The sequence below is a fragment of the Mesorhizobium sp. M2A.F.Ca.ET.067.02.1.1 genome (genome assembly GCF_004023285.1).
Classification (GTDB): Bacteria; Pseudomonadota; Alphaproteobacteria; order Rhizobiales; family Rhizobiaceae; genus Mesorhizobium.
This window is the reverse complement of the sequence record NZ_RZSB01000863.1, coordinates 1-2,281: the sequence shown is the minus strand read 5'-3', so window position 1 is coordinate 2,281 and position 2,281 is coordinate 1. Positions and strand designations below refer to the sequence as shown.

Annotated in this window: 1 pseudogene; it reads right to left on the bottom strand. The window is 67.2% G+C overall.

The window, feature by feature from the left end:
* Positions 1 to 2,281: pseudogene (locus tag EOA28_RS32930) on the bottom strand (translocation/assembly module TamB); the annotation flags it as partial.

The following is a 2,281-nucleotide window of genomic DNA, read 5'->3' as shown; positions in this document are numbered from 1 at the left end:
CGCGGCTGAATTGAGCTTGAGGGCGTCTATATTGGCATTGCCACCGGCATCGCGCTTCAGCGCGGCGCTCAACTGCGCCGTCTCGCCCAGCATGCCGCGCACCGCCGCCGGCAAGGCCGAAGACGCGACCTCGGCCTTCATATTGAGGTCGACGGCGCCATCGCCCAGCGATACCCGGCCGGAGACCTGGCTGTTGAGCGCATCGCTGGTCAGCGAGCCGCTGTCGAGGGCGACGGAATCGGGAGCCAGGCGGCCATTGACCTTGGCGACCACCTTGCCGGCGATCAGCGGTGCGATCAACGGATTGTCGAGGCCGATCCTGTCCAGCGAGACCGTGCCGGAGACCGGGCCTGCCCGTCCCTTGAGGTCGAAGGCATCCGAATGCAGCGCCAGGGTGAGACCATCCACCTTCCCCTGGCTGGCGACGATGGACGGCAGGATGGCGGACACATCGAGCCGCGCTTGCGTGCTTTCGCCCGCCATCTTTGCCGACAAGGACTGGGCTTCGACCTTGACCGGGCTGTCGGCGCGGCCGAGCGTCAACGGCAGGCTGGGCCCCGATGATAAAAGGTCGAGGGAGAAGTCGCTGGCGCCGTTGGGATTGAGGGTGCCGGCGGCCTTGCCTGAAATCTTGTCGCCCGAAAGCGTGGCGTGGTCCAGGGCGACGCCGCCCGCCAGCGTGTAGCTGCCAGCAGCGTCCAGATTCAGCGGCCCGAGCCCCGCCTGCCGGGTCTGGCTGGTCTCGGCGCCCGCCACCTTGGCGTTGAACTGGATGTCGGGGTTGGACGATGGACCCGTGACGTGCGCGGTGCCCTCAAGCGTTCCGGCCCCGTCGAGGCCGGCCACGAAATCATTGCCGAGCGCCAGCGGCAGGTTGGCGAGATTGGCCATCACGTCCAGGGTCTCACCGGCGCTGCCGGAAACCGTCGCCGAGCCGCCGCCGAGGTTGAGCGCGAGCTTATCGATTGTCGTCACCCCATTGGCGACGGAAAGGCTGGATGGCTCGGCGATGGCCGCCTTGATGCCGCGCACTGTCGCCTCGCCGGACGTGATTTCCACGCTTGTCGTGCCGTCGGCGATCTTAACCCGCCCCGTGGCGGTGGCCGGAATGCCGGACGCCGTGGCGCCGCCGGTAAAGTTGGTCCAGTCGCCATCGCGCTTCAAATCGATGCCGATGCCGCTGATGACCGTGCCGCCGGAGGTCACATTGTCGGCCTTGATCGTGCCCGAGATCGCCGGCCCCTTTAGATAGTTGGCGATCAGCGCGTTGACGGTGATGGCTTTTGCCGCCAGGTCGCCACGCGCGATCGAGGTGCTGGCCGCATTGATGGTGACGGTCGGCGCCTCGCCCTCCTTGGCAAAGTCGATCGTGCCGTTGATGTCGCCTGTGGCGGTCTGGTTTGCCAGCGCGGCGAGCGGCCCGATATCGGGCACGGCAAGCGTCAGCGTGCCGAGCGGCAGGAACTTGTCGTCGAGCGCGAGATCGCCCGACACCTTGTTGTCGCCGAGCGCCAGGCTGAGCCCTTTGATCGAGCGCTTGCCGTCGACGGTCACCAGCGAAGCCTCGATGTCGAGTGGTTGCCCCTCGGCATTCCCGGTCAGCGAGACGTCGGCGGTCGGATTGGCGACATCGGCCTTGCCCTTGGCCGAGAGCTTGATGTCCTTCACGGTGCGGCCCGCCGCCGTCAGGCTGGCGCTGTCTGCCGACACTGTGAAATCCGGCGCCAGACGCGGACCGCTTGCCGTCAGCGCGAAATTGACTCCGCCCTCAAGCGGTGTGCCGGCAAGCGACGACAGCGGCGAGACGTCGCCCAACGTGCCCTTGACGCTGGCCTGGAGGTCCGATCCCTGCATGCTGCCGGTGCCGCTGGCGCTGAGCGAGCCGGAGCTGATCTCCAGCGAGTTGGCGGCGAACGCGCCTTGCGGATCGCGCGTGGCGCTGGCCGAGAATTGCACCCGCTCGCCGAGCAGCGAGCTGATCTGCGGCGGCAATGCCTTGGAGTCGGCGTCGGCATTCATCTTCAGCGTCATCGACAGGTCGGCCAGCGCCACATTTGCCGTCAGCCCGGCATTGAGCGCATCGCTGCTCAAGGTGCCCTTGTCGATGGTCACGGTCTCGCGGCTGATCGTGCCGGAGAGATCCGCCGCGAGCTTGCCGGTCACCAGCGGCGCCAGCGTGGCGACGTCGGTCTTCAGCCCGGCGGCGGCGAGCTTGATGCTGAGCGGTCCGCTGCGGTTTTCGATGTCAAAGCCATCGGAATGGATCGCGCCGGTAATATTG